The 20,003-nt window shown below is 71.7% G+C and carries 15 protein-coding genes and 2 pseudogenes; 14 read left to right on the top strand and 3 right to left on the bottom strand.

Annotated elements, in window-relative coordinates; translation table 11 throughout:
* Window positions 1-79 precede the first annotated feature (79 nt).
* The 3 genes from KUM49_RS31770 (at window position 80) to KUM49_RS31780 (ending at window position 3,361) form a co-directional block, all read left to right on the top strand.
* Window positions 80-1,423, top strand: a complete 1,344-nt coding sequence (locus tag KUM49_RS31770) for a sugar ABC transporter substrate-binding protein (RefSeq protein ID WP_217240430.1) — start codon at window positions 80-82, stop codon at window positions 1,421-1,423.
* A gap of 64 nt (window positions 1,424-1,487) precedes the next feature.
* Window positions 1,488-2,504, top strand: coding sequence for a carbohydrate ABC transporter permease (locus KUM49_RS31775; protein WP_217240431.1), 1,017 nt, complete (start codon window positions 1,488-1,490; stop codon window positions 2,502-2,504).
* A 2-nt stretch (window positions 2,505-2,506) separates the two neighbouring features.
* Complete coding sequence (locus KUM49_RS31780; RefSeq protein ID WP_217240432.1) at window positions 2,507-3,361, top strand: carbohydrate ABC transporter permease; 855 nt, start codon at window positions 2,507-2,509, stop codon at window positions 3,359-3,361.
* A gap of 121 nt (window positions 3,362-3,482) precedes the next feature.
* On the opposite strand, the gene KUM49_RS31785 is transcribed toward KUM49_RS31780, so the two are convergent.
* A complete protein-coding gene (locus KUM49_RS31785) occupies window positions 3,483-5,132 on the bottom strand; it encodes a M4 family metallopeptidase (protein ID WP_217240433.1) in 1,650 nt (549 codons plus the stop codon).
* Window positions 5,133-5,333: 201 nt separating this feature from the next.
* Between KUM49_RS31785 and KUM49_RS31790 the strand changes: the two genes are divergently transcribed.
* From KUM49_RS31790 to KUM49_RS31805, 4 genes are all read left to right on the top strand, one after another.
* Window positions 5,334-5,777 (top strand): gamma-glutamylcyclotransferase family protein, encoded by a 444-nt coding sequence (locus tag KUM49_RS31790; protein WP_217240434.1) that lies wholly within the window; start codon window positions 5,334-5,336, stop codon window positions 5,775-5,777.
* A gap of 124 nt (window positions 5,778-5,901) precedes the next feature.
* Window positions 5,902-6,870 carry an SCO3242 family prenyltransferase gene (locus KUM49_RS31795; protein ID WP_217240435.1) on the top strand — a complete coding sequence of 323 codons (969 nt, stop codon included), beginning with the start codon at window positions 5,902-5,904 and terminating at the stop codon, window positions 6,868-6,870.
* A complete protein-coding gene (locus KUM49_RS31800; RefSeq protein ID WP_217240436.1) occupies window positions 6,867-7,712 on the top strand; it encodes a sugar phosphate isomerase/epimerase in 846 nt (281 codons plus the stop codon). The genes KUM49_RS31795 and KUM49_RS31800 overlap by 4 nt, the downstream gene beginning before the upstream one ends.
* A gap of 147 nt (window positions 7,713-7,859) precedes the next feature.
* On the top strand, window positions 7,860-8,186 hold the full coding sequence (locus KUM49_RS31805; protein ID WP_217240437.1) for a GAF domain-containing protein: 327 nt from the start codon (window positions 7,860-7,862) through the stop codon (window positions 8,184-8,186).
* A gap of 6 nt (window positions 8,187-8,192) precedes the next feature.
* Here the strand turns inward: KUM49_RS31805 and KUM49_RS31810 are convergent, their stop codons facing one another.
* A complete protein-coding gene (locus tag KUM49_RS31810; protein WP_217240438.1) occupies window positions 8,193-10,364 on the bottom strand; it encodes a molybdopterin oxidoreductase family protein in 2,172 nt (723 codons plus the stop codon).
* A gap of 475 nt (window positions 10,365-10,839) precedes the next feature.
* Between KUM49_RS31810 and KUM49_RS31815 the strand changes: the two are divergent.
* From KUM49_RS31815 to KUM49_RS31820, 3 genes and pseudogenes are all read left to right on the top strand, one after another.
* A pseudogene (locus tag KUM49_RS31815) lies at window positions 10,840-11,624 on the top strand (AMP-binding protein); the annotation flags it as partial.
* A pseudogene (locus KUM49_RS48800) lies at window positions 11,621-11,926 on the top strand (hypothetical protein); the annotation flags it as partial. The pseudogenes KUM49_RS31815 and KUM49_RS48800, both read left to right, overlap by 4 nt.
* Before the next feature lie 17 nt (window positions 11,927-11,943).
* Entirely contained in the window at window positions 11,944-12,684 is a 741-nt protein-coding gene (locus tag KUM49_RS31820; RefSeq protein ID WP_217240439.1) for an enoyl-CoA hydratase-related protein, read from the top strand.
* 67 nt (window positions 12,685-12,751) lie between these two features.
* On the opposite strand, the gene KUM49_RS31825 is transcribed toward KUM49_RS31820, so the two are convergent.
* Complete coding sequence (locus tag KUM49_RS31825) at window positions 12,752-13,525, bottom strand: vancomycin high temperature exclusion protein (protein WP_254402100.1); 774 nt, start codon at window positions 13,523-13,525, stop codon at window positions 12,752-12,754.
* A 212-nt stretch (window positions 13,526-13,737) separates the two neighbouring features.
* Between KUM49_RS31825 and KUM49_RS31830 the strand changes: the two genes are divergently transcribed.
* The 4 genes from KUM49_RS31830 (at window position 13,738) to dnaG (ending at window position 19,911) form a co-directional block, all read left to right on the top strand.
* Complete coding sequence (locus KUM49_RS31830) at window positions 13,738-14,658, top strand: sirohydrochlorin chelatase (protein WP_217240440.1); 921 nt, start codon at window positions 13,738-13,740, stop codon at window positions 14,656-14,658.
* A 597-nt stretch (window positions 14,659-15,255) separates the two neighbouring features.
* Window positions 15,256-16,551 (top strand): deoxyguanosinetriphosphate triphosphohydrolase, encoded by a 1,296-nt coding sequence (locus tag KUM49_RS31835; protein WP_217240441.1) that lies wholly within the window; start codon window positions 15,256-15,258, stop codon window positions 16,549-16,551.
* Between the two features lie 145 nt (window positions 16,552-16,696).
* On the top strand, window positions 16,697-17,962 hold the full coding sequence (locus tag KUM49_RS31840) for an FAD-dependent oxidoreductase (protein ID WP_217240442.1): 1,266 nt from the start codon (window positions 16,697-16,699) through the stop codon (window positions 17,960-17,962).
* A 47-nt stretch (window positions 17,963-18,009) separates the two neighbouring features.
* Window positions 18,010-19,911 (top strand): DNA primase, encoded by a 1,902-nt coding sequence (dnaG, locus tag KUM49_RS31845; protein WP_217240443.1) that lies wholly within the window; start codon window positions 18,010-18,012, stop codon window positions 19,909-19,911.
* Window positions 19,912-20,003: the final 92 nt, after the last annotated feature.

Here is a 20,003-nt window from a genome sequence, read left to right on the forward strand (position 1 = left end):
CCCTTTGAGCCCCACCCCCCCCACGCCCCGCCATGTGCTCCAGCACCCCGAACCCTCGCCCCAGCACGGAGGCACCACCATGAGCTCGACCAGCCGGAAGTACCGCCGCACAGCCCGCACGGGTTTCGCACTCGCCCTGCCCCTGGCGGCACTGGCCGCCTGCGGCGGGGGCGGTGGCACCGACGCCTCCGCGGAGGCGGGCAGCGGCAAGGGCACCATCAGCGTCTGGGCCCACCAGGGCCAGAAGAGCGAGGACGCCGCCGTGCAGGCCGCCGTGAAGTCCTTCAACTCCTCGCAGAGCGCCATCAAGGTCGAGCTGAAGCTGATACCCGGCAACGACTACACCAAGACCATCACCGCCACCAGCGCCTCCGAGCTGCCGGACGTGATGGAGTTCGACGGCCCGACGATGGCGAACTTCGTCTACAACAAGAAGCTCGCCCCCATCGACGACTACGTCTCCGCCAAGACGCTGGCCAACGCCACCGACGCGATCAAGTCGCAGGGCGAGATCGGCGGCAAGCACTACGGCCTGGGCATGTACGACTCGGGCCTCGGGATCTACGGCAACAAGAAGCTGCTGGACGCGGCCGGCGTGAAGTACCCGACCAGCCTGTCCGACGACTGGACGGCCGAGCAGTTCACCGCCGCGCTCGAGGCGCTCAAGGCCAAGGACTCCGACGGCAAGACGCTCGACATCCAGGAGAACAACGGACTGGCCACCGAGTGGGGCACCTACGGCTTCGCCCCCGTCGTCTGGTCCGCCGGCGGTTCGCTGCTCAAGGACGGCAAGGCCGAAGGCGCCCTCGACACCCCGGCCGTGGCCTCGGCGCTGAAGACCTTCCAGTCCTGGAAGACGTACGTCGACCCCAACACCGACGGCAACGCCCTCGCCAAGGGCCGCGTCGCCCTGAGCTGGGTCGGCCACTGGATGTATCCCACCTACAGCCAGGCCCTCGGCGACGACCTCGTCGTCCTGCCGCTGCCCGACTTCGGCAACGGCCCCAAGACCGGCCAGGGCTCCTGGGCCTGGGGCATCGGCGCCGACAGCAAGAACGCCAAGGCCGCCGGCACCTTCATGGACTACCTGCTCAACGACACCAACGTCACCGCGATGACCACGGCCAACGGCGCCCCGCCCGCCACCAGGACGGCCCTCGCCAAGAGCCCCCTGTACAAGCAGGGAGGCCCGCTCCAGCTCTTCGCCGACCAGCTCGCCAAGCCCTGCGGAGACAGCGACATCAGCAAGTCCTGCGTCGCCGTCACCCGCCCGGTGACCGCCGGATACCCCACCATCACCGCCAAGTTCAGCGAGGCCCTCAACTCGGTCTACGGCGGCGCCAACCCCGCCGAGGCCCTGTCCAAGGCCGCCCGCGCCATCGACCAGGACTTCTCCGACAACGCCGGCTACAAGATCCCGTAGGACCATCGGCCGGGGGCGGGCTCGCGCGCGCCGCACCCGCCCCCGCCGGGAACAGGACACCCCCGTGACCTCCGTAGAACCGGCGCACGACGCGCCGCACGCCCGGGAGAAGGCCCCACCCGTGACCGCCGTCAAGCCCGCGCGTCCCGCGCGTCCGGTGCGCCCCGTGCGCCCCGTGCGCAGGAACCGCGACTGGTTGCACGGACTGCTCATGTCCACGCCGGCCGTCGTCGGACTCATCGCCTTCGTCGGCGTTCCGTTCGGCTACGCCGTCGTCCTCTCCTTCTACAACGTCCGCCTGGGCTCCCCGCTGGCACCGTCCTTCTTCGGCCTGGAGCAGTACCGGCGGCTGTTCACCGACCCCGACCTGTCGGGCCCCTTCCTGCGGGCCCTGCTCAACAACCTCACGTTCGCCGTGGTCGTCGTACCGGTGCAGACGGCCCTCGCGCTGGGGCTGGCGATCCTGCTCAACCGCAAGCTCAGGGCGATCGGCCTGTTCCGGTCCGTCTTCTTCATGCCGGTCGTCTTCCCGATGGCACTGGTCGCGGTCATCTGGCGGCTCATCCTCGCCCGCAGCGACCAGGGCATGCTCAACTCCGCGCTGCACACGGTGAGTTTCGGCAGCTGGGGCGCCTTCGACTGGCTCGGCGACTCCGCCACCGCGATGGCCTCGGTCATCGTGCTGTCCATCTGGCAGGGCGTCGGCTTCCAGATGGTCATCCTGCTCGCCGGCCTCCAGCAGATACCGGGCGAGCTCTACGAGGCCGCCGAACTCGACCGCGCCGGACGCTGGCAGCAGTTCCGCCACGTCACCCTGCCCGGCATCCGCGGCACCCTCGTCTTCGTCGTCATGCTCACCTCGGTGCTCTCCTTCCGGGTCTTCGACCAGGTCTACGTCCTCATCCGCGGCGGCGGCCTCAACGAGGACGCCGCCCGCACGGTGATGTACCAGGCCGTCACCACCGCCTTCGATCAGAACAACGTCGGCCAGGCGGCCGCGATCACCGTCGTCTTCTTCCTGATCGTCGTCGCCCTGACCCTCATCCAGCGCCGCGTCGTCCGGCCCGACAACGAGGACTGACCATGAGCACGAACCCGGGCCTCACCCGCATGCCCCTGCGCCGCGTCCTCGACTACGCCGTCCTGTCCGTCCTGGCGTTCGTCTTCGCGCTGCCCGTCATCTACCTGCTGATCGGCAGCCTCAAGCCGTCCGGCGAAGTGCTGAACGGACTGTCCGGCTTCCTCCCCACCCACCTGTCCTTCGACAACTACTCCGCGGTCCTCAGCAGTCTCGACTCCGACAGCACCGGCTACTTCTGGCGCTTCATGGGCGTGTCCCTGCTGCTGGCGTTCGTCGTCGTCACGGGCGGCCTGTTCGTGAACTCCATGGCCGCGTACGGGATGTCACGCCTGAAGTGGCGTGGCCGCAACGCCGTGTTCACGCTCGTCCTGCTGCTGATGCTGGTCCCGTTCGAGTCGGTGGCGGTCCCGCTGTTCTACATGTTCAACGGTCAGCGCAACACGCTCTTCATCCAGGCGCTCCCGTTCGTCGCCAACGCCTTCTCGGTCTACCAGTTCCACACGTTCTTCCGCTCGATCCCGCCGAGCATCGAGGAAGCCGCCCGCCTGGACGGTGCCGGCCCCTGGCGCACCTTCTTCGCGATCATCGTCCCGATGAGCAAGCCGGCCTTCGCGTCGGTGGCGATCCTGACCTTCCTCACCCAGTGGGGTTCGTTCCTCTGGCCGGTCCTGATGGTCTCCGACCCGTCGGTCCGTCCGCTGCCGCTGGAGATGAGCGTCTTCCAGGCCCAGCTGCCCCCGGACTGGGGACAGATCCTCGCCTTCGGCGTCCTCCTGGTCCTGCCCGTGCTGATCGTCTTCGTCTTCTTCCAGCGCTGGTTCGTTCAGGGCGTCGCCAGCTCGGCCGTCAAGGGCTGAGTGCCAGGTCACCGTTGGTGGAAGGCGTGGGGCAAGCCCCGGCAACACGACGGCCGCCCCGGCGAGAGGGCCGAGGCGGCCGTTGCACGCGTTCAGGGCCGGATCACCCCACGTGGCTGGATCACCCCACGCCCACCGCACTCCAGGCTCCGGCGACCGCGCCGTACTCCGCGCTCCCGGCCCCGTACAGATCCTTCGCCGCGCTCAGCGTCGCCGCCCGCGCCCCCGCGTAGTTCGTGGCGGACGTCATGTAGACGGTCAGCGCCCGGTACCAGATCGCCCCCAGCTTGGCGCGGCCGATGCCGGTCACCGAAGAGCCGTCACAGGTCGGCGAGTCGTAGCTGACGCCGTTCACCGTCCTGGCGCCGCTGCCCTGCGCCAGCAGGAACGCGAAGTGGTTCGCGACGCCGGAGGAGTAGTGGACGTCGAGGTCGCCCACAGCGGCGGTCCAGCAGTCGGCGGAGGCGCCGTCCTTGGACGGCCTGTCCATGTAGCGCAGGGCTTCCCGGCCGAAGCCGGAGCGGACGATCTTCTCGCCGATCAGGTAGTCACCGGCGTCCGACGCGTTGCCGGCGTAGAACTCCACCAGCGTGCCGAAGATGTCGGAGGTGGCCTCGTTCAGCCCGCCGGACTCGCCCGAGTACGCCAGCGCCGCCGTCTTCGACGTCACGCCGTGCGACATCTCGTGGCCCGCCACGTCGAGGGACACCAGCGGTCCGAGCTGCGTCCCGTCACCGTCCCCGTACGTCATGCAGAAGCAGGTGTCGTCCCAGAAGGCGTTGTTGTACCGGGTGCCGTAGTGCACGCGGTTGTAGGACCCCTTGCCGTCGCCCGCGATGCCCTTGCGGCCGTGGACGTATCGGTAGTAGTCCCACGTCACGTCCGTGCCGTACTGTGCGTCGACCGCCGCCGAGGCACGGTCGGCATCCGTGCCGGTGCCCCAGTGGTTGTCGGCGTCGGTGAAGACCGTAGCGGGGGCCCGGCTCAGGCAGACCGTCAGAATGCACAGGTCGTTCTGGTTCGCCGCGTCGCCGGTGTACGTGTTTCCGCGCGTCGCGTCCTTGAGCTGGTACGTCGATCCCGACCGGGTCGTCTCCAGCGGAACCGTGCCGCCGTACAGGGACTTGCCGTCACCCGAGGCCGTCTCGATGGCGTCCCAGGCGTCGATCTCGGTGCCCGTGCCGGCGTCCGTCAGGATCGTCCGCGCGGTCGGGTTGCCGAGGGAGTCCTGCGCCACCGCGTTCGTCCGCCACGCCAGCCTCGGGGCGCCGTGCAGGGCGTCGACGACCAGCTCCGACGTGGCGGTGATCCGTCGCAGGGTCTCGCCGAGGTTGGCGGCGCGCAGCGCGTTCACCGCGAGGTGCCTGGCCTTCGGGGCCGACAGCTTCGGAGTGACGCTCGCGAGCGAGACCGCGCTCCTCGTGGCGCGGCTGGTGCTGCGGTAGCTGCCGTCGGGCGCGAGATGGACCACGAAGTCGCCGCCCAGGACGGGCAGTTGGCGGTAGGTACGGTCGTAGCGGACGTGCTGCGTGCCGTCCGCGTCCACGACGACGTCCCGGACGGTCGTGTCCTGCGCGGCGGTGAGACCCAGCGCCGCGGCCCGGTCCGCGAGCACCGACGACGCGTTCTCGATCGCGGAGGCCCGGGTCGGCCGTTCGGCCGCGTCGGCGGCGGGGGTGAGCGCGGCGGCCAGCAGGGTGGCGCTGGTGGCGGCGGCGCCGACGGCGGCGAGACGGCGGGAACCTCGGACGTACGGCCGTATCCGGCTCATCGGTCTCCTAGAGAAGGCGCCTGAGAGGGCGTGGGGGTGTGGGGCGTGGGGCCTTGGGCGTGAAGGAGGGCGCGCCGGAGGTGGGGGTGGGTGGCGCGGGACGTGGGGAAATGAAGCGATCTTGAACAAGTTTTAAGCGGCCATGACATGTCGTGTCTATGGCGCGGATGCGCAGGTGTGTGAGGGGTCAGAATCGTTTCTGTGAGCGCCCCGCAACTGCCCTTCTTCGTCTACGGCACCCTCCGCCCCGGCGAGCCCAACCACGACCTCTTCCTGCGTGGCCGCACACGGTCCGAACAACCGGCCCGGCTCGTCGGCGCGGTGCTGTACGAGGGGCCCGGCTATCCGTACGCCGTGGAGGAACGCGGGGGAGTGGTGTACGGCGAGGTCGTCACCGCACTGCCCGACACGTACGGGGAGTTGCTGGTCGCGCTGGACCGGCTGGAGGACTACGCGCCGGGGGATCCGCACAGTCTCTACGAGCGCGTGGAGCGCGAGGTGATCCTTGACGGAGGCGGTGACGGTGACGGCGATGACGGGCCGGCCGTACGGGCCTGGGTGTACGTCGCCGCACCCGCCGTGGCCGCACGTCTGCGCGCCCGCGGGAACCGCATCGGCAGCGGTGATTGGATCGTTCGCGGCTGAGCCGAGGCGTGGGATGCCGCCCGCCAGGCCAACACCTCAACCGGGCGCCACTGTTGTCTATCTCACACGGAACTTCCTCATTCCGCAGTATGAAGGTTCAATCAAACTTGGCAATGATCGCCGCATGAACGACCGCGAAGCGGTACCCCGGGCGGCGGATCTGGCGAGCCTCGTGCGCGCCCCGGCCGCCCTCAGCGTTCCCGGTGACGTCCTCGTCGGGGCGACGGCGGCCGGCCGCCCGCTCGGTCTCCGGACGGCCGGAGTGATGGCCTCGTCCGTGTGCCTCTACTGGGCGGGCATGGCCCTCAGCGACTACGCGGACGCCGCCGTCGACTCGGTGGAGCGGCCCGAACGGCCCATACCTTCCGGCCGCGTGCCGCGCCGGACCGCCCGGTCCGTCGCCGCCGGTCTGACCGCCGCCGGCCTCGGCCTCGCCGGCCTCTCGGGCGGCCGGCGCGGCCTCGCCGCCGCCCTGCCACTGACCGCGCTGGTGTGGGCGTACGACCTGAAACTGAAGTCGACCCCGGCGGGACCGGCCGCGATGGCCGGAGCGCGGGTGCTGGACGTGCTGGCGGGAGCGGTGGCGGGCGGCGGGAAGCCGCCGTCGCCCGCGCCCGGCGGGACAGTCGGCACCGCGTCCGGCGAAACCGCTCGCGCGCTCGGCCGCGCGGCCCTCCCCGCGCTCCTGACCGGGCTGCACACCTGCACGCTCACCCTCCTCAGCCGCCACGAGATCTCCAACGCCCCGGCGCGGCTGCCGGCGGCGACCCTCGCCGTCTCGTCGGCGACGGCGGTGGCCGGTGCCTGGCCCCTCGGACGGCCGACCCGGCCGACACCGCGCGCCTCAGCGGCCGGTACCGCCGTCGCCGCCGCAGCGGCCCTCGCCTACCTCGGGACCTACGGACGCGCCCAGGCGCTCGCCGTGCGCGACCCGAGCGGCGGCGCCGTACGGCGGGCGGTGGGGGCCGGCATCCTCGCCATGGTGCCCTTGCGGGCGGCGCTCACCGCGCGCGGCGGTGCGCCCGGTGCCGCCGTTCTCGGCGCCGTGCATCCACTGGCGCTGCGGCCGGCCGGACGGGTGTCGCCGACATGAGCCTCAGATTCGGCTACGGCACCAACGGGTTCGCCCACCACCGGCTGAGCGACCTGCTCGGCGTCCTCGCGGACCTGGGCTACGACGGCGTCGCGCTCACCCTCGACCACCACCACCTCGACCCGTACGCCGCGGACCTGGGCCGCCAGGTCGCCCTGACCGGCAAGCAGTTGGCGCGGCACGGGCTCACCGTCACCGTCGAGACCGGGGCGCCGTACTTCCTCGACGCCTGGGCCAAGCACGAGCCGACGCTGATGTCGGCGGAGCCGGAGCGGCGGATCGACCTGCTGCGGCGCGCCGTGCGCATCGCGGCCGAACTGGGCTCGCCCACCGTCCACCTGTGCAGCGGACCGGCCCCGGTCGGGGTGTCCGAGACGGCGGTGTGGCAGCGCCTCGCGGCGGGCGTCGGGGCGGTGCTGGAGACGGCCGAGGCGTACGGGGTGGCGCTGGCCTTCGAGCCGGAGCCGTACACGTTCGTCGACACGGTCGACCGGTGTCTGCGGCTGCGCCAACTGGTCGGCGGCCACGATCTGTTCGGCATCACCCTGGACATCGGCCACGCCCACTGCGTGGAGGAACGGCCGCTGCTGGAGTGCGTGCGACGGGCCGCGCGCCACCTGCTGAACGTGCAGATCGAGGACATGGTGCGCGGCGTCCACCGGCATCTGGAGTTCGGCGCGGGCGAGATCGACTTCCCGCCGGTGCTGGCGACGCTGGACGCGCTGGGACACGAGGGTCTGGTGTCCGTCGAGATCCAGGGCGGCTCCCTGGACGCACCCGAGGTCGCCCGTCGCTCGATCGCGTTCCTGCGCGCGGCCGAGACCGGCCTACTCGCCTCCTGAGGCCTCCCGGCCTTCCCCAAAGGGCCCTGAAGCCCGCTTCCCGTCCCAGAGAACGCCCGCCCCGAGATCGCCGCCTTCGTCGCCCGCAGCGGCGGCTTCGTCGGCTCGGTCCATCTCTCCGGCCCCGCCGCGGCGGAAGGCGAGATCGTGCTCGTCGCCGCGCACAACCTGCCGCCGTCGGTGCGGAACGGCCCCGCCGTCATCCTCTTCGGCAAGGGCATGGCCGGAACCGCTGCCGAGCGCCGGGCACCCGTCGCCGTCTCCGACTTCCGGACGGACACCACCGGCGACGCCGTCCGAGGAGGCCGTGCCGCACAGGCGAAGGGCTCCCTCACGCTCCCCGTCTTCGATCCGGAGGACGACACCCGGCTGGTCGCGGTGGTCGGCCTGGGCTTCACCAAGACACGCGAGTTCACCGACGAGGAGATCGCGGAGTACGGGGCGGACGCGGCGACGGTCCTCACGGCCGCGTGACGGGACTCAGCCTTCCACGGCCTCCAGCCGTACCGCGCACGCCTTGAACTCCGGCATCCGCGAGGTCGGGTCGAGGGCAGGGTTGGTGAGGGTGTTGGCTCGGCCCTCGCCGGCCCAGTGGAAGGGCATGAAGACGGTGTCGGGGCGGATCGTGGTCGTGATCCGCGCCGGCGCCACCGCCCGGCCACGCCGGGAGACCACGGCCACCGGGTCGCCCTCGGCCGCGCCGAGCCGCTCCGCCAGCCGCGGGTGCAGCTCCACGAACGGGCCGGGTGCGGCGGCGTTCAGCTCGTCGACGCGGCGGGTCTGGGCACCGGACTGGTACTGGGCCACGACCCTGCCGGTCGTCAGCAGCACCGGGTACTCGGCGTCGGGCTCCTCGGCGATGGCCCGGTGCGAGACGGGCACGAACCGCGCCCGGCCGTCCGGGGTGGCGAACCGGTCGAGGAAGAGGCGCGGGGTGCCGGGGTGCACGGCGGCGGCGAGGTCGTCGTCCTGCTCCTGCGCCGGGTCGTCGCCCGCCCGGGCATCCAGGGAGGCATCCGCGGAGTCGGCCGCGTCGTCCTGGCCGTCCGCCGCCGGGCACGGCCAGAACACCCCGTTCTCCTCCGCCAGCCTGCGGTAGGTGATCCCGGAGTAGTCCGCCGGCCCGCCCGCGCTGGCCCGGCGCAGCTCTTCGAAGACCTCCTCGGGGTCGGTCGGGAAGCCCTTCTCCACGCCGAGCCGGGCGGCCAGCTCGTGCATGACCTCCAGGTCGCTGCGGATGCCCTCGGGCGGGGTGATCGCCTGCTTGCGCAGCAGCACCCGGCCCTCCAGGTTGGTCATGGTGCCCGTTTCCTCGGCCCACTGCGTGACCGGCAGGACGACGTCCGCGAGGGCCGCCGTCTCCGAGAGCACGACGTCACACACCGCGAGGAAGTCCAGCGACCTGATGCGCTCCTCGATGTGGGCGGCGCGCGGCGCGGACACCACCGGGTTCGACGCCATCAGCAGCAGCGACTTGATGTCCGAACCCAGCGCGTCCAGCAGTTCGTACGCACTGCGCCCCGGGCCGGGAAGGCTGTCCGGGTCCACGCCCCACACCTCGGCGACATGCCGGCGCGCGGCGGGGTCGTCCAGCTTGCGGTAGCCGGGCAGCTGGTCGGCCTTCTGGCCGTGCTCGCGCCCGCCCTGCCCGTTGCCCTGACCGGTCAGGCAGCCGTACCCGGACAGCGGGCGCCCCGCGCGGCCGGTCGCCAGGCACAGGTTGATCCAGGCGCCCACGGTGTCGGTGCCCTTGGACTGCTGCTCCGGCCCGCGGGCGGTGAGCACCATCGCGGACTCCGGCTCGCAGAACATGCGCACTGTCTCGCGGAGCTGGGGAACGGACACCCCCGTGATCCGTTCCACGTACTCCGGCCAGTGCGCCATCGCCGCCGCCCGCGTCTCCTCCCAGCCGGAGGTCCGCTCGGCGATGTACTCCTCGTCGACCCGCCCCTCGGCGACGACCAGGTGCAGCAGCCCGAGGGCCAGCGCCAGGTCGGTCCCCGGCCGGGGCGCCAGGTGCAGGTCGGCCTGCTCGGCGGTCTTCGTGCGGCGCGGGTCGATGACGATCAGCGTGCCGCCGTTCTCCCGCAGCTCGTTGAAGAACCGCAAGGACGGCGGCATGGTCTCCGCGAGGTTGGACCCCACGAGGATCACGCAGCCCGTCTTCGGGATGTCCTCCAGCGGGAAGGGCAGGCCGCGGTCCAGGCCGAACGCCTTGATCCCGGCCGCCGCGGCGGACGACATGCAGAAACGCCCGTTGTAGTCGATCTGCGAGGTGCCGAGCACCACGCGCGCGAACTTGCCGAGCGTGTACGCCTTCTCGTTGGTCAGACCGCCCCCGCCGAAGACCCCGCACGCGTCCGGACCATGCTCCGTGCGCGTGCGGGACAGCCCCTCGGCGATCCGGTCCAGCGCCTCGTCCCAGGATGCGGGCACGAGCGTGCCCTCGGAGCGCACCAACGGGGAGGTCAGCCGCACCCGGGACGAGAGCACCGCCGGCGCGGTACGGCCCTTGCCGCACAGCGCGCCCCGGTTCACCGGGAAATCCGCGCGCTCGCTCACCTCGACGGTCCCGTCCGGGGTTGCCGTCAGATTCATCCCGCACTGCAGGGCGCAGTACGGGCAGTGCGTGGGCGTCGCGGTGTTCTGCATGCCTTTCAGCGTGCTTCGGCCGTGTTACGCGGACGGAGGCTCCCTGTTACGCGCCCGACACGGCGACCTCCCCGCCGCCGGCCCGCCGCCGTGAGGCGCACGCGTGCCTACGTCGTGAGGCGCACGCCTGCCACGTCGTGAGGCGCACGCAAGCCCACGTCGTGAGGCGCGCGCAAGCCCACGTCGTGAGGCGCGGTGAGGCGCACACCTGCCCACCGCGCAGTCGCCGCCGGCCGGCACGGAAGTTGCCGTTGTGGTGAAATAAGCCATATGTGGCGCATTCCGCTCCGTGACTGGCTGAACACGCCTCGTTGAGCGTTGAAGGACCCGAAGAGCAGACTGGCCCCCGCGCGTGACTCCGCACGGCGTTCGACACCCGGGTATGCCCGCCGTTCATTCCGGCTGCATCCACACGCGGCTTGGCCGCTTGTGGCACACCGTCACTCGAAACAGCCAGCCAGGAGGTCCCCCAACCATGCCTCTGCGCCATTTGACCCCACGCGACCAGCACCTTTTCCGGCAGCACGGCCACGGCCCCACGGTCGCCGTCCCGGACCCCCTCGTCCACCACGCCGTGGAACGGTGGGTCGAGTCCGCCCCCCACTCCGTCGCCGCCGAGCACCTCGGAACGACGATCACCTACGGCGAGCTCGACCGATACGCCGACGCCCTCGCCGCCCGCCTCGTCCTTGAAGGCGTACGCCCCGGCGACCACGTCGGACTCTTCGTCCGCCGTTCGATCCCGATAATCGTCGGCCTGCTCGGCATCCTGAAGACCGGCGCCGCCTACGTCCCGCAGGACATCGCCCTGGCGCCCCCGGCCCAGCTCGCCCACGTCGTCCGCACGGCCCGCACCCGCGTGGTCCTCACCCTCGCGGGACACGCCCACCGCGTTCCGCTGCCGGACGGCCACCGCGCGATCGCGCTCGACGAACCGCTGCCGTACGTTCCCGGCCCCCGCCGCGCCACCGACAAGGAGCCCGGGGCCCCGCGCCCGCACGTCCGCCCCGACGACGGCTGCTACGTCCTGTTCACCTCCGGCACCACCGGCCGCCCCAACGGCGTGAAGGTCACCCACCGCAACGTCGGCAACCTCCTGCTCACCCAGCCGGGCGGCCTCGGCATCCGCCCCGGTGACCGCGTGGCCCAGCTCCTCAACATCGCCTTCGACATGGCCGCCTGGAGATCCTCGGCTGCCTCGCGCACGGCGCCACCCTCGTCGTCCGCGGCAAGGACATCGCGGCGACGGCCCGTACGGCCCCTGCCTGCCCCACCTCCTCGCCGCCGGAGTCCCTCCCGCCTGGTCTGGGCGACCCGCGACCCCCGCACCACCTACGGCGACGCCCTCGTCGACGAGATCCTCGGCGTCCAGCCGCACGCCCTGGTCTGGGACACCTCCCGCGACGGCAAACCCGACATGGTGCGCCTCGCCTACGAGGCCTACCGCGACTTCGGGGGCCGAAGCGGTGATCTGCATCTCCAACAAGAAACTCACCTGGCAGGTGGTGCACGGACTGGAACGACGCGGAATTCCCGCGTACGGCGCGATCTGGGACTCGTAGACCGAGGAGGGACACCGATGGACACCATCAAGATCGAACGGCACGACCGAGTGGTCACCGTACGCCTGCACCGCCCGCACGTCCGCAACGCCCTGAGCGGCGAACTCCTCGCCGAACTCCTCGACACCCTCCGCCCGTTGGACACGGACCCCGAGGTCGGCTGCTTCGTCGTCACCGGCTCGGAGAGCATCTTCGCGGCGGGTGCCGACATCAAGGAGATGGCGACGAAGACGGCCGTGGAGATGGCGGCGGAGGACTACTTCGCCGCCTGGGAGGAGTTCGCGGACCTCCGCACTCCGAAGATCGCGGCCGTGGGCGGGCACGCCCTGGGCGGCGGATGCGAACTGGCGATGATGTGCGACCTGGTGATCGCCGGAGAATCGGCGGTCTTCGGCCAGCCGGAGATCAAGCTCGGCGTGATCCCGGGCATCGGCGGCACCCAGCGCCTGACCCGTCTGGTGGGCCGGGCCAAGGCGATGGACCTCGTCCTCACCGGCCGCACGATGGACGCCCGCGAGGCGGAGGCCGCCGGCCTGGTCTCCCGGGTCGTCCCCGACGAACGTGTCCTGCCCGACGCCCTAGAAGCGGCGGCGACCATCGCCACGTACAGCCGTACGGCGGTCAGGGCGGCCCGCGAGTGTGTCGACCGCGCCCTGGAGACCGGCCTGCGCGACGGCGTCCGCTTCGAACGCCGGGTCTTCCACGCCCTGTTCGCGACGGAGGACCAGAAGGAGGGCATGACCGCGTTCCTGGAGTAACGCGCCCCGCGCTTCACCGGCCGCTAGGACCTGTCCGGCGGCCGGGGCGCAGGAAATCGGCGGCGCCTCATCGACGCAGGTGAGCGGGGCCCGGCACGCCGCAGATCGGCGTGCCGGGCCCCGCGTCTGCGGCGTGATCCGCCGGACAGGCCCTGGCGAGCGCCTCGGTGACCCCCGGCTCCCGCGGCCCGAGGAACCGCGGATCGGGCCGGAACGCGGCGTCCAGGGCCGCCTTCCCCGCCGCGAAGATCTCCCGGGCGCCTCCGTAGTACCAGGTCACGTCGTGGACCGCGTCGACCCCGACACCGTACGAGGTGACCCCCGCGGCCTGGCACAGTGCGACCGCCCGCCGGATGTGGAAGCCCTGGCTGATCAGCACGGCCCGGTCGACACCGAAGATCTTCTTCGCGCGGACGCAGGAGTCCCAGGTGTCGAAGCCGGCGTAGTCACTGACGATCCGCCCGTCGGGCACCCCGTGCTCCGTCAGATACGTGCGCATCGCGTCCGGCTCGTCGTAGTCCACACGACTGTTGTCACCGGTGACCAGGACGACCTCGATCCGGTTCTCGCGGTACAGCTTCGCCGCCGCGTCCAGCCGGTGGGCCAGATACGGCGACGGCTCCCCGGCCCACAGGCCGGCGCCGAAGACGACGGCGACCTCGGTGCGCGGCACGTCCGCCGCCGTCCGCAGCCGGTCGCCCGTCACGGCGTACATCCAGGTCGCCGGAAGCAGCGCCAGCACACACCCGGCCATCACGGCCTGCACCAGCCGCCGCTGCCCGGCACGGGTGCGCGGCAGGCGGGGTCTGCGCAGCTGTCTGAGCGGCTTCGCCAGTCGCATCGGACGGGTCCCTCCCGGTCGGCCTTCGACAGTCTCAGACGTCCTGTAAGGCCCCCCGGTTCGCCGCGGCCCACGTGACCAGCTTCACTTCGTCCCGCGAACCCGCAGGTCACCACACCTCACAGACCCCCTGCACCCCACCGTGAACCCCCCGAAAACACCCGTCATTCCCGCGCAACGGGGCGGCAACCTCCTGCGGCCACCATCGGTTCATGACGGCGACGAGCAAGACGAGCAAGTCGAACGTTCCTGGTGAGAAGACCACGACCCGCCCCGTCGGAGCCCAGCCGCTCCCGGGGGCCGACCTCGACAGTACGGCGCACATCATGAACCGGATCAGCAGCCAGCTCGCCACCCAGCTCAGCCTCGTCTCGCTCGACGGCCGCCGGCGCCCCGAGCCGCCGGCGCTCGTCCTGGTCGCCCACGGCAGCCGCGATCCGCGCACGCTGAGGACGGTCCACACGCTCGTCGAGCAGGTCCGCGAGCTGCGCCCCGGTCTGCCCGTGCACCTCGGTCACATCGAGCTGAACGAGCCCCTGCTCCCCGACACCCTCGCCTCCCTCGGCACGGGCGACGCCGTCCTCGTACCGCTGCTCCTCAGCCGCGGCTACCACGTCAAGCGCGACATCCCCGAGATGGCGGCCGCCGCCCGGGCACGCACCCTCGTGGCCGGCCCGCTCGGCCCCCACCCCCTCCTCGTGGAGACCCTGCACGCCCGCCTGGTCGAGGCCGGCTGGCCCACCGGCATGGACGAGACCACCCGCCGCACCAGCGCGGTCGTCCTCGCCGCGGCCGGCTCCCGCGACCCGGAGGCGGCCGTCGACACGGGCCGCACGGCCCACCTCCTGTCGCAGCGCCTGGGCGTACCGGTGGTCCCCGCCTACGCCTCCGCCGCCACCCCGACGGTCGACACGGCGATCCGCGCCCTCACGGCCCGAGGCCGCGACCGAGTGGCGGTGGCCTCCTACTTCACGGCCCCGGGCCTCTTCGCCACCCAGTGCGCGGAAGCCGCCCCCTGGATAGCCGCGGCCCCCCTCGGCACCCACCCGGCCATGGCCCGCCTGGTCCTGCACCGCTACGACCAGTCCCTGGCAACGGCAACGACGCCGGCACCGCAACTGGCCTCCGCCTGAAAACACCGGACGGGCATGCCCACCAAGGGGCACCGGAATTTGGGCCTCCGCCTGAATACGCTGGACGGGATCACCCACCCGGGGGCGCGGGGAACTGTGCGACCAGCCACCCCGCACCCGCGCCCGCTGGGCGCCGGAATTTGGGCCTCCGCCTGAAAACGCTGGACGGGCATGCCCACCCGGGGGCGCGGGGAACTGCGCGACCAGCCACCCCGCACCCGCGCCCGCTGGGCACCGGAATTGGGCCTCCGCCTGAATACGCCGGACGGGATCACCCACCCGGGGGCGCGGGGAACTGCGCGACCAGCCACCCCGCACCCGCGCCCGCTGGGCACCGGAACTGGGCCTCCGCCTGAATACACCGGACGGGCATGCCCACCCGGGGGCGCGGGGAACTGCGCGACCAGCCACCCCGCACCCGCACCCGCTGGGCACCGGAATTTGGGCCTCCGCCTGAATACGCCGGACGGGATCACCCACCCGGGGGCGCGGGGAACTGCGCGACCAGCCACCCCGCACCCGCACCCGCCACACAACAGGTCCCGGCAGACGCGTAGGCACACCCCGATTGTCACTACCTGCGCTTACTGTCGAGACATGGAAGGCACCGACCCCGCACACAAGAACCACATCCTGCCCCCCGGCTACGACCCGACGTCAGTCGACCGCTGGGCCACCGAACCGGACAAACGCCCAGGCCGCACCGCCTTCCAACGCGACCGCGCCCGCGTCCTGCATTCCTCCGCCCTGAGAAGACTCGCCGGCAAAACCCAGGTGGTGACGCCCGGCACCCGGAACCAGGCATGGGACGCCAGCCCCCGCACCCGCCTCACCCACTCCCTGGAGTGCGCCCAGGTGGGCCGAGAGCTCGGCGCGGCCCTCGGGTGCGACCCCGACCTGGTGGAGGCGGCCTGCCTCTCCCACGACCTCGGCCACCCCCCGTTCGGCCACAACGGCGAAGTGGCCCTCAACGAATTCGCCGACGACTGCGGCGGTTTCGAGGGCAACGCCCAGTCGCTGAGGCTCCTGACCCGCATCGAGCCCAAGCGCTTCACCGCCGAAGGCTCCGTCGGCCTGAACCTCACCCGTGCCGCCCTCGACGCCGCCACCAAGTACCCGTGGCCCCGAGGCGCCCACCCCACCGACCCGAAGTCCCCGAAGTTCGGCGTCTACGACGACGACCGCCCCGTCTTCGACTGGGTCCGCAAGGACGCCCCCGGCACCCGCACCACCTTCGAGGCCCAGGTCATGGACTGGTCCGACGACGTGGCGTACTCGGTCCACGACGTCGAGGACGGCCTGCACGCCGGTCACATCGATCCCAACTGCCTGCACGCCGAGCCGGAACGCGAGGCGGTCTTCGCGGTCGCCATCGGCCGGTACGTCCCCGAGGACACCGACCCCGCCGAGCTCGCCGAGGCCCTCGACCGCCTTCAGGACCAGGAGTGGTGGCCGCACGGCTACGACGGCTCGGCCGTCTCCCAGGCCCGCCTGAAGGACGCCACCAGCCAGCTCATCGGCCGCTTCTGTCTCGCCGCCGAGGCCGCCACACGCGCGGCGTACGGCACCGGGCGGCTCACCCGCTACACCGCCGAACTGGTCGTACCCCACGAGACGCGCCTGGAGTGCGCGGTCCTCAAGGCGGTCGCCGACCGGTACGTCATGCAGCGCGCCGAACAGGAGCGGCTGCGGGCCGACCAGCGGATCGTGGTCGCGGAGCTGGCCGAGGCGCTCACCGTGCGCGCGCCGGACGGCCTGGACCCCCAGTTCCGCGCGCTGTTCGACCGCGCGTCCGACGACCGCGCCCGCAAACGGGTGATCGTCGACCAGATCGCGGCCCTCACCGACGTCGCGGCCCGGTCACTGCACGAACGACTGACAGGACACCTGTGAGAGGGCTGAGACGGGATGAGACACGAGTGACGTGAAACCAGCCCGAACGTGACACTCCGTGGCCTGAACGGGCCACTCCCTCTTCCCGCATCACGCTGCGTGCGGGACGCTCGCATGTGGCGACACCCTTACGAGGAGGCATCAAGTGGTCGACGCGGATCAGACATTCGTCATCGTCGGAGGCGGTCTCGCCGGCGCGAAGGCGGCCGAGACGCTCCGAGCGGAGGGCTTCACCGGCCGCGTGATACTGATCTGCGACGAACGCGACCACCCGTACGAGCGCCCGCCCCTCTCCAAGGGCTACCTCCTCGGCAAGGAGGAGCGCGACAGCGTCTTCGTCCACGAACCGGCCTGGTACGCGCGCAACGACATCGAGCTGCACCTCGGCCAGACCGTCGACGCCGTCGACCGGACCGCGAAGACGGTCCGCTTCGGCGAGGACGGCACCGTCGTCCGCTACGACAAACTGCTCCTGGCCACCGGCGCCGAGCCCCGCCGCCTGGACATCCCGGGCACGGACCTCGCAGGCGTCCACCACCTGCGCCGCCTCTCCCACGCCGAACGCCTCAAGGGCGTCCTGGCCGCCCTCGGCCGGGACAACGGCCACATCGTGATCGCCGGCGCCGGCTGGATCGGCCTGGAGGTCGCGGCGGCGGCCCGCGAGTACGGCGCCGAGGTCACCGTCGTCGAGCCGGAGCCGACCCCGCTGTACGGCGCCCTCGGCCCGGAGCTCGGCAACCTGTTCGCCGAGCTGCACCGCGAGCACGGCGTCCGCTTCCACTTCGGCGCCCGGCTGACCGAGATCGTCGGCCAGGACGGCGTGGTCCTCGCGGCCCGCACCGACGACGGCGAGGAGCACCCCGCGCACGACGTCCTCGCGGCGGTGGGCGCGGCCCCGCGGATCGCCCTCGCGGAGGCGGCGGGCCTGGAGATCGCCGAGCGCGCGCACGGCGGCGGCGTCATGGTCGACGAACGGCTGCGCACCTCCGACCCCGACATCTACGCGGCCGGTGACGTGGCCTCCTTCCACCACGCCCTCTTCGACACCCGGCTGCGCGTCGAGCACTGGGCCAACGCACTCAACGGCGGCCCGGCGGCGGCCCGCGCGATGCTCGGCCGCGACCTCACCTACGACCGTGTGCCCTACTTCTTCTCCGACCAGTACGACATGGGGATGGAGTACAGCGGCTGGGCGCCCCCGGGGACGTACGACGAAGTGGTGATCCGGGGGGACGCGGGAAAGCGTGAGTTCATCGCGTTCTGGGTGAAGGAGAACCGGGTGCTGGCGGGGATGAACGTGAACGTGTGGGACGTCACAGAGCCCATCCAGCAGCTGATCCGCAACAAGGCCCCGGTGGACACCGAGGCACTGGCGAACCCGCACGTTCCGCTGGACAGCCTGGCCTCGTGACCCGACGAGTGCGATCGACTGTCACACCACCACCGTAGAATTCACGCGTGGCAGGACGGATCAACGACGAGGACGTGAAGGCGGTACGGGACGCGGTCCCGATCGACGCCGTGGTGTCCGAGTACCTCCAGCTGCGCAACGCCGGCGGGGGAAACCTCAAGGGGCTGTGCCCCTTCCACGACGAGAAGTCGCCGTCCTTCCAGGTCAGCCCGAGCAAGGGACTCTTCCACTGCTTCGGCTGCCAGGAGGGCGGCGACACCATCACGTTCGTGATGAAGGTCGACCACCTCTCCTTCTCCGAGGCGGTCGAGCGCCTCGCCGCCCAGGCCGGCATCACCCTGCGCTACGAGGAGGGCGGGTACAACCCCTCCCACCAGCGCGGCGAACGCATCCGCCTGGTCGAGGCCCACAAAGTCGCCGCCCAGTGGTACACGGAACAGCTGGCCACCAGCTCCGAGGCCGACACCGGCCGCAAGTTCCTCGCCGAGCGCGGCTTCGACCAGACCGCCGCCGAGCACTTCTCCGTCGGCTACAGCCCCCAGGGCTGGGACCACCTCACCCGCTACCTCCGCGGCAAGGGCTTCAGCGACAAGGAGCTCCTGCTCTCCGGCCTCTCCCAGGAGGGCCGCCGCGGCCCCATCGACCGCTTCCGCGGCCGTCTGATGTGGCCCATCCGCGACATCGGCGGCGAGGTCGTCGGCTTCGGCGCGCGAAAGCTGTACGAGGCGGACAACGGCCCCAAATACCTCAACACGCCCGACACGGCGATCTACCGCAAGTCCCAAGTCCTGTACGGCATCGACCTGGCGAAGAAGGACATCGCCAAGAGCAGCCGCGCCGTGGTCGTCGAGGGCTACACGGACGTCATGGCCTGCCACCTCGCCGGCGTCACCACGGCCATCGCCACCTGCGGCACGGCCTTCGGCACCGACCACATCAAGATCCTCCGCCGCCTCCTCATGGACAACGGCTCGGCCCGCGTGATCTTCACCTTCGACGGCGACGCGGCCGGCCAGAAGGCGGCCCTGCGGGCCTTCGAGGACGACCAGAAGTTCGCCGCCGAGACGTACATCGCGATCGCCCCGGACAACATGGACCCCTGCGACCTGCGCCTGGCCAAGGGCGACGAGGCGGTCGCCGACCTGGTCGAACCCCGCACCCCGCTCTTCGAGTTCGCGCTGCGCCAGATCGTCGTCCGCTACGACCTGGACACCCCGGCCGGCCGCGCGGCGGCGCTGGACGAGGCCGCCCCCATCGTGGCCCGCATCAAGAACAGCGGCGCCCAGCACGAGGTCGCCGTGCAGCTCGCCGGCATGCTCGGCATCCTCGACACCCAGTTCGTCGTCAAGCGGGTCGCCCAGCTGGCCCGTTGGGCCCGCGACCGCGGCGGCCAGGGCCCGGCACCGCAGCGCGTCCGCGGCCAGCAGTACGACGCCCCGTCCCGGCCCGCCGTGTCCGGCCCCGCACTCAACCTCCGCAACCCCGTCTACGCCACCGAGCGCGAGCTCCTCAAACTCGCACTCCAGCGCCCCGACCTGGTCTCCCCGGCCTTCGACGCGTACGGCATCGACGAGTTCACCGCCCCGCCCTACGCGGCCGTCCGCCAAGCCGTCATGGAGGCGGGCGGCGTCGAGTTCGGCACCCAGGACCCGCAGGAGTACCTGGTCCGGGTCCGTGACGCGGCCCCGGACGACACCGTCCGCGCGATGGTCACGGAACTCGCGGTCGAGGCGATCATGCGCAAGACGGTCGACGAGAACTACGCGGGCGAACAGCTCGTGACCGTACGCCGCAGGGCCGTGGCCCGCCGCATCCCCGATCTCCAGAGCGCCCTGACCCGGCTCGGCCAGCACGGGGACCCGGCCCAGGTCGCCGCCATCCAGAACGAGATGATGATCCTCACGCGGTACGACAGAGCACTCCAGGAACAGGGCCCCGCGGCACTCTGAGGCCGGACGGCGAGCGTCACCCGTAACCACCCGGTCACGGACCGGACGCAAAAAGTCCCCGCACGCCCCTCGTGGCGGCGATGTGTCGTACT

The sequence above is a fragment of the Streptomyces sp. AC555_RSS877 genome, from assembly GCF_019049245.1.
Taxonomy (GTDB): domain Bacteria; phylum Actinomycetota; class Actinomycetes; order Streptomycetales; family Streptomycetaceae; genus Streptomyces.

Coding starts and splice junctions, on each gene's coding strand:
- KUM49_RS31770 (WP_217240430.1), top strand. CDS start 80: ATGAGCTCGACCAGCCGGAAGTACCGCCGCACAGCCCGCACGGGTTTC.
- KUM49_RS31830 (WP_217240440.1), top strand. CDS start 13,738: ATGACGGCGACGAGCAAGACGAGCAAGTCGAACGTTCCTGGTGAGAAG.
- KUM49_RS31780 (WP_217240432.1), top strand. CDS start 2,507: ATGAGCACGAACCCGGGCCTCACCCGCATGCCCCTGCGCCGCGTCCTC.
- KUM49_RS31820 (WP_217240439.1), top strand. CDS start 11,944: ATGGACACCATCAAGATCGAACGGCACGACCGAGTGGTCACCGTACGC.
- KUM49_RS31785 (WP_217240433.1), bottom strand. CDS start 5,132: ATGAGCCGGATACGGCCGTACGTCCGAGGTTCCCGCCGTCTCGCCGCC.
- KUM49_RS31795 (WP_217240435.1), top strand. CDS start 5,902: ATGAACGACCGCGAAGCGGTACCCCGGGCGGCGGATCTGGCGAGCCTC.
- KUM49_RS31825 (WP_254402100.1), bottom strand. CDS start 13,525: ATGCGACTGGCGAAGCCGCTCAGACAGCTGCGCAGACCCCGCCTGCCG.
- KUM49_RS31800 (WP_217240436.1), top strand. CDS start 6,867: ATGAGCCTCAGATTCGGCTACGGCACCAACGGGTTCGCCCACCACCGG.
- KUM49_RS31835 (WP_217240441.1), top strand. CDS start 15,256: ATGGAAGGCACCGACCCCGCACACAAGAACCACATCCTGCCCCCCGGC.
- KUM49_RS31810 (WP_217240438.1), bottom strand. CDS start 10,364: ATGCAGAACACCGCGACGCCCACGCACTGCCCGTACTGCGCCCTGCAG.